The following is a 5,051-nucleotide window of genomic DNA, read 5'->3' as shown; positions in this document are numbered from 1 at the left end:
CTCCGCCGGGGACGACGGGGACGCCGGCCGCGGAGACGGTGGCCTTGGCGCGGATCTTGTCGCCCATGGCCTCGACGGCCTCCGGCGGCGGGCCGACGAAGACGAGCCCGGCCTCGGCGCAGCGCCGGGCGAAGGCGGCGTTCTCCGCGAGGAAGCCGTAGCCGGGGTGCACGGCCTGGGCTCCGGTCGCCGCCGCGGCGGCGAGGATGCCGTCGACGTCGAGGTAGCCGCCGGCGAGCCGTACCGCGACATCGGCCTCGCGGACGTGCCGCGCCCCGGCGTCGGCGTCGCTGTGCACTGCCACGGAACGGATGCCCAGTCTGCTGAGCGTGCGGGTGATCCGCAGGGCGATCTCGCCGCGGTTGGCGACGAGGACGGTGTCGAACATCCGGCGGGGTGCTGATGAGTGGGTCATGGGTGCGGTCACATCCGGAAGACGCCGTAGCCGACAGGGTCGAGGGGGGCATTGGCCGAGGCTGACAGGGCCAGGCCCAGGACGGTTCGGGTGTCGAGGGGGTCGATGACCCCGTCGTCCCAGAGGCGGGCCGTGGAGTAGTAGGGGTTGCCCTGCTCCTCGTACTGCCCGCGGATGGCGTCGGGGTCGGCGTTGCCGACCGTGGACAGGACGTTGGCGGCCTGCTCGCCGCCCATCACCGAGATCCGGGCTCCGGGCCACATCCACAGGAACCGGGGCGAGTAGGCGCGCCCGGCCATCGCGTAGTTGCCGGCCCCGAACGAGCCGCCGACGACCACGGTGAACTTGGGCACCCGGGCGCAGGCGACGGCGGTGACCATCTTCGCGCCGTGCTTGGCGATCCCGCCCGCCTCGTAGGCCCGGCCGACCATGAACCCGCTGATGTTCTGCAGGAAGACCAGCGGGGTGTTGCGCCGGTCGCACAGTTCGATGAAATGGGCGCCCTTGAGCGCCGACTCGCCGAACAGGATGCCGTTGTTGGCGATGATCCCGACGGGGTGACCGTGGATGCGGGCGAACCCGGTGACGAGCGTGCTGCCGTACTCGGCCTTGAACTCGCCGAACCTGCTGCCGTCGACGACGCGGGCGATGATCTCACGAACGTCGTACGGGGTGCGGGTGTCGGCGGGGACGATGCCGTACAGGTCGCGGGGGTCGCAGACCGGCTCCTCCGATGGCAGGCGCTCCCAGGGGGAGGGCGTGCGCGGCGCGAGGGTGGAGACGATGTCCCGGACGATCCTCAGCGCGTGGCGGTCGTCGTCGGCGAGGTGGTCGGTGACGCCGCTGACCCGGGCGTGCAGGTCGCCGCCGCCCAGGTCCTCGGCGCTGACCTCCTCGCCGGTGGCCGCCTTCACCAGCGGCGGGCCACCGAGGAAGATCGTGCCCTGGTTGCGGACGATCACCGCCTCGTCGCTCATCGCCGGGACGTAGGCGCCGCCCGCCGTGCAGGAGCCGAGGACCGCGGCGATCTGCGGGATGCCGCGCGCCGACATGGTGGCCTGGTTGTAGAAGATCCGGCCGAAGTGCTCGCGGTCCGGGAAGACCTCGTCCTGCCTGGGCAGGAACGCGCCCCCGGAGTCGACGAGGTAGACGCAGGGCAGGTTGTTGTGGAGGGCGACCTCCTGGGCCCGCAGGTGCTTCTTGACGGTGATCGGGTAGTAGGTGCCGCCCTTGACGGTGGCGTCGTTGGCGACGATCACGCACTCGCGGCCGGAGACCCGGCCCACCCCGGTGATGATCCCGGCGGCGGGCGCCTCGTCCCCGTACATCCCTCCCGCGGCCAGCTGGGAGAGCTCCAGGAATCGCGAGCCGGGGTCGAGGAGGGAGTCGACGCGGTCGCGGGGCAGCAGCTTGCCCCGGGAGACGTGCCTGGCGCGCGACTTCTCCGGGCCTCCCAGCCTCGCGGCCGCGACGCGTTCCCCGAGCTCGGCGACCAGCCGCTCATTGACCTCGGCGTTGCGCCTGAAACCCTCGCCACCCGGGTCGCAGGTGCTTCGCAGCACCGGCCAGCCACTCATGCGGGCCCTCCTGTCCGGCTCCGTCGCCGCTGGGTTAAGGATCACTAACTTCACCGCAGATGTTAGTCATTATTAACGTTACCGTCTACCATGCGGAAGGTGACGACTGCCCAGCCCGCTACCCGCAATCGCGGCTCGCGGCGCGCCGAGATCCTGGACGCCGCGGCGAGACTGTTCGCGGCGCGCGGCTTCCACGGTGTCTCGATCGAGGACATCGGCGGCGCGGTCGGCACCTCGGGTCCGGCCCTCTACCGGCATTTCAGCGGCAAGGAGGCGCTGCTCTCCGAGATGCTGCTGGACGTCAGCGAGCGCCTGCACGCCTCGGGCACCCGCCGCGTGACCGAGGCAGCCGGCGCCGAGCAGGCCCTGAACGCCCTGCTCAGCTGCCAGATCGAATTCGCACTGAGCCACCCGGCGCTGATCACGGTGCACGACAGGGAGCTGGACAACGTACCCGAGCCCGCCCGGCGACGGATCCGCAGGCTTCAGAGACTGTACGTCGAGGAGTGGGTCACCGTGCTGAGCGAGCTCTACCCGGGCCGTTCCCAGGCCGAGCTGCGCGCCGCGACCCACGCCGTCTTCGGGCTGCTCAACTCCACACCGCACAGCGCCGGGGAACTACCGCCCGCGGCGATGGCCGAACTGCTGCGCGGCATGGCCCGCGCGGCGCTGGCCACATCCCAAGGTTAGCAATCACTAACTCATGATGTGGGCACCCTTGCGCGGGGACGTGAGCCACGCCTGCGAGGGGTTCACCATGACCGTGCACGGCGCCTCGCGCAGCAGCATCTGGCAGGCCGGGCCGATGGCGAGGCCCGGCGGGTCGTCGTGCTCCTTGTCGGCCACCACCATCAGGTCCGAGCGGTCGGCCGCGGAACGGAGCACCTCGACGTGGGATCTCGTCTCGATCATGGTCTCCACCTCCAGCTGCGGATACCTCTCCTCCCACAGCGCGACGTTGGTGTTGAAGCGGACCGCCACCCGCCGGGTGTCGTCGGCGCCCTCGGGGCAGAGGCAGATCACCAGCAGCGTCGCCCTGCGCAGCCTCGCCTCCTCGAAGGCCAGGCCGAGCTCCGCCGACTCCAGGTGCGCGTCCTCCACGGCGATCGCGACGCGGTCGGTGCGGAGGTGGCCCGGCTGCCTGACGACGGCCACCGGGCAGCGGGCGTGCGAGGCGACCTGGACCGTCGTCGAGCCGATCTTCAGCTCGTCGAAACCGCCGGAGCCGCGCGGGCCGATCGCGACCAGCTCGGCCGCACCCGACACGCTCACCAGGGCCGCCCCCGGCGATCCCTCCACCAGCTGGCCGCGCACCTGTGCCCGGGGGGCCAGATCGTGCGCCAGGGCCAGCCCCCTCTCCAGGATGTGCGAGCCCATGCGCCGGATGACCGCGGTGGTCTCGTGGGTGACGGAGAGCATCGGATAGGGCCACTGCCAGGCGTGACAGATCAGCAACGGGAGGAATCTGAGGCGGGCCTCCTCAAGGGCCCAGCGCAGCGCCCGCCGGCTCTCCACGGAGTCGTCGTATCCGACGACCACCGGCCGCTCATCGTCCTGTACCAGCATTGCGGCTCCCCTCCCGCGTCACTCACCTTCCATACTTCACTGATCCTCACGCTCGGTAAGGCGACCATTCACAAGTCTTGCCTCGTTTTCCGGCTCGCACCGGCAAAGGCACCTCCTTGACCATTGTTTCCGAAAATCAGCGGTAAATTCTGACAACCCGTCATGGAAAACTGTTACATGAGGCCGATCCGCGACCCCGCCGCACCAAAGATGTCAAGGTTGAGGACGGCGTCCGCCGAGGAGGACATAATCGGGCTGTGGCGCGCGACACTGTTGAGACCCACTTCACCGAGGCCGTGGCCGCCCTCTCCCCCGGGGCGCCGCGCGATCCCGGCCTTCCCGTACGGGAGGGCACGACCCTGACCGGGGCCCGCTGCCGCGAGCTGTTCGAGTTCCAGCTGGGCAGCAGGCTGCTGGACGTCACCGCCCGCTGGCTTCGTGAGCAGGGGCAGGGCTTCTACACCATCGGCTCGGCCGGGCACGAGGGCAACGCCGCGATCGCCGCCGCGCTGCGCGTCACCGACCCCGTCCTCCCGCACTACCGGTCCGGCGCCTTCTACCTGACCCGGTCGGCGATGGCGGGACGGCTGCCCGAGGAGGGGATGCGCGACGTGCTGCTCGGCCTGACCGCCTCGGCCGAGGAGCCGATGGCCGGCGGGCGGCACAAGGTCTTCGGCCACCCCGACCTGGCGGTGATCCCGCAGACCTCCACGATCGCCAGCCACCTGCCGCGCGCGGTGGGCGTGGCCTTCGCCATCGAGCGCACCCGCCAGCTCGGCCTGCCGGGGCCGTGGCCGGCCGACGCGATCGCGATGTGCAGCTTCGGCGACGCCTCGACGAACCACGCCAGCGCCCTGTCGGGACTCAACACCGCCGCCTACTGCTCCTACCAGAAGCTGGCGCTGCCGATCCTGTTCGTCTGCGAGGACAACGGCCTGGGCATCAGCGTGCGCACCCCCGAGGGCTGGGTCAAGGCCGCCCACCACCCGCTGTTGAGGTACTTCGAGGCCGACGGCTGCGACCTGGCCGACGTCCACGACGTGGCGCTGGCCGCCGCCGACCACGTCCGCTCGAACCGAGCCCCGGCCCTGCTGCGCGTCGGCACCGTCCGGCTGATGGGCCACGCGGGGTCGGACGTGGAGCTTTCCTACCGGACCAAACGGGAGATCGACGCCGACCTCGCGCGCGATCCGCTCGTCGCGACCGCCAGGCTGCTCGTCGAGGCCGGTCTGACCACCCCCGACGAGCTGCTGCTCCGCTATGAGACGACGCGCGAGCACCTGTTCAAGATGGCCATGGAGAGCTCACGGCGGCCCCGGCTGGTCTCCGCCCTCGACATCGTCGAACCGCTGGCCCCGCGCACCCCCGCCGCCGTCGCCGCGGCCGGCAGGAACGTCGCGGCCCCCGAGGCTTCGTGGAGTTCGTCAGGACGGCCAGGGACCGCGGCATGCGGGTGATCGCCGACCTGGTGGTCAACCACACCTCCGACGAGC

Annotated in this window: 6 protein-coding genes; 3 read left to right on the top strand and 3 right to left on the bottom strand. The window is 71.1% G+C overall.

What is annotated here, in order from left to right; translation table 11 throughout:
* Together ABZ260_RS46260 and ABZ260_RS46255 are read right to left on the bottom strand one after the other, a co-directional pair.
* Positions 1 to 388, bottom strand: a 388-nt coding sequence (locus tag ABZ260_RS46260) for a biotin carboxylase N-terminal domain-containing protein (protein WP_355630998.1), incomplete at its 3' end; no start/stop codon positions are given.
* 35 nt (positions 389 to 423) lie between these two features.
* Entirely contained in the window at positions 424 to 1,992 is a 1,569-nt protein-coding gene (locus tag ABZ260_RS46255; protein ID WP_355630992.1) for a carboxyl transferase domain-containing protein, read from the bottom strand.
* A 90-nt stretch (positions 1,993 to 2,082) separates the two neighbouring features.
* Here ABZ260_RS46255 and ABZ260_RS46250 point away from each other — a divergent pair, with 90 nt between their 5' ends.
* Positions 2,083 to 2,682: a TetR/AcrR family transcriptional regulator gene (locus ABZ260_RS46250; protein WP_355556813.1), complete on the top strand. Its 600-nt coding sequence runs from the start codon at positions 2,083 to 2,085 to the stop codon at positions 2,680 to 2,682.
* Positions 2,683 to 2,688: 6 nt separating this feature from the next.
* Here the strand turns inward: ABZ260_RS46250 and ABZ260_RS46245 are convergent, their stop codons facing one another.
* A complete protein-coding gene (locus ABZ260_RS46245; protein WP_355630989.1) occupies positions 2,689 to 3,558 on the bottom strand; it encodes a universal stress protein in 870 nt (289 codons plus the stop codon).
* 257 nt (positions 3,559 to 3,815) lie between these two features.
* On the opposite strand from ABZ260_RS46245, the gene ABZ260_RS46240 reads away from it, so the two are divergent.
* Positions 3,816 to 5,015, top strand: coding sequence for a thiamine pyrophosphate-dependent enzyme (locus ABZ260_RS46240; RefSeq protein ID WP_355630986.1), 1,200 nt, complete (start codon positions 3,816 to 3,818; stop codon positions 5,013 to 5,015).
* Positions 5,006 to 5,051, top strand: a 46-nt coding sequence (locus ABZ260_RS46235; protein ID WP_355630995.1) for a hypothetical protein, incomplete at its 3' end; no start/stop codon positions are given. The genes ABZ260_RS46240 and ABZ260_RS46235, both read left to right, overlap by 10 nt.

The sequence above is a fragment of the Streptosporangium sp. NPDC006013 genome, from assembly GCF_040614275.1.
GTDB lineage: Bacteria > Actinomycetota > Actinomycetes > Streptosporangiales > Streptosporangiaceae > Streptosporangium.
Note: the sequence above shows the minus strand (reverse complement) of the source record. Positions and strands in the feature narration are given on the sequence as shown.

Bases quoted from the DNA above. Each gene is read 5' to 3' on its own strand.
- ABZ260_RS46245 (WP_355630989.1), bottom strand. From the start codon at position 3,558: ATGCTGGTACAGGACGATGAGCGGCCGGTGGTCGTCGGATACGACGAC.
- ABZ260_RS46250 (WP_355556813.1), top strand. From the start codon at position 2,083: ATGCGGAAGGTGACGACTGCCCAGCCCGCTACCCGCAATCGCGGCTCG.
- ABZ260_RS46255 (WP_355630992.1), bottom strand. From the start codon at position 1,992: ATGAGTGGCTGGCCGGTGCTGCGAAGCACCTGCGACCCGGGTGGCGAG.